General features: G+C 67.4%; 1 protein-coding gene and 1 other annotated feature. The gene reads left to right on the plus strand.

The window, feature by feature from the left end:
- The first annotated feature begins 52 nt into the window (after positions 1 to 52).
- Positions 53 to 1,311 (plus strand): IS3 family transposase gene (locus I6A81_RS41220; RefSeq protein WP_203008522.1). Its coding sequence is split into 2 segments (ribosomal slippage): positions 53 to 335 and positions 335 to 1,311, totalling 1,260 coding nucleotides; the frame shifts between segments, so codons are not numbered across the junction.
- Positions 334 to 462 (plus strand) — a sequence feature (AL1L pseudoknot). (Overlaps the previous gene by 129 nt.)
- Positions 1,312 to 1,344 lie beyond the last annotated feature (33 nt).

Consider the following 1,344-nt stretch of genomic DNA (forward strand, 5'->3'; position numbering starts at 1 on the left):
TGAACCGCGCCGGGTTTGATGGAGGGAGTGAAACCAGGAGGAAGCGGACGACATGGGCGCGCCGAGGAAGTACCCCGATGAGCTGCGGGAGCGGGCGATCCGGCTGGTGCTGGACGCGAGAGCCGAGCCGGGGACGAGCGCGAAGGGCGCGTGTCAGCGGATCGGGTCGCAGTTGGGGATCTCGCCGGAGACGCTGCGGGTGTGGGTCTCGAGGGCCGAGGTCGACGCGGGCACCCGGCCGGGGGTGCCGAGTGAGGTGGCCGAGCGGTTGGCCCAGCTGGAGCGGGAGAACCGGGAGCTGCGGCGGGCGAACGAGATCCTGAAGTCCGCGTCGGCTTTCTTCGCGGCGGAGCTCGACCGCCCGCGCCGGTAGTCCTCGACTACATCGATAGGCACAAGGAACGGTTCGGGGTCGAGCCGATCTGTGCCGTGCTGCGCGATGCCGGTGTTCAGATCGCCCCGAGTACCTACTACGCGTCGAAGAAACGGGCGCCGTCGCGGCGGGCGGTCACCGACGCCGAGACCATCAAGGAGATCGAACGAGTTCACGGCGAGAACTACGGTGTTTATGGCGTGCGGAAGGTCTATGCGCAGCTGGGCCGGGAAGGCGGGGTCGACGGTCGGCATGTTGCCCGCTGTACGGTGGCCCGCCTCATGCGCCAGGCCGGCCTGCGGGGCGTGTCCCGGCTGCGGGCGCCGCGGACGACGGTGCGGGCGAAGGGGCCAGACAGCCGTCCTGACCTGGTGAAACGCAGGTTCACGGCGTCAGCGCCGCACCGGCTGTGGGTCGCTGACATCACCTACGTCCGGACGTTCTCCGGCTGGGTGTATGCGGCGTTTGTCCTCGATGTCTTTTCGCGGAGAGTTGTCGGTTGGCAGCTTTCCAGGAATCTCTACAAGGAGTTGGCGATCGACGCGCTGAACATGGCGATCTGGACCCGTCGGCGCGCGGGCGCCGACCTGGTGAAACTTGTTCATCATTCCGACAGGGGTTCGCAGTACGTTTCTGTCAAGTATACCGAGGCGCTCGGTGAGGTCGAGGCGGTCGCCTCGGTCGGTTCCGCCGGTGATTCCTATGACAATGCGATGGCGGAGGCGTTCAACTCGCTGTTCAAGGCCGAGTTGATCCGTAACCGGGGGCCGTGGACCGGCCAGTCCGATCTTGAGCTTGCGGTCGCCGAGTACCTCGACTGGTACAACCACCGCCGGCTCCACGGCGAGATCGGCCTCGTCCCGCCCGCCGAGTATGAGGCCGCCTGGGCCGCCGACCAGACCGACAGCCACGACGCCCGGCAGCCCGCCGGCGCGTAACAACTCAGCCTCCACCAAACCCGGCGCTTGACA

The sequence above is a fragment of the Frankia nepalensis genome (genome assembly GCF_016786325.1).
GTDB lineage: Bacteria > Actinomycetota > Actinomycetes > Frankiales > Frankiaceae > Pseudofrankia > Pseudofrankia nepalensis.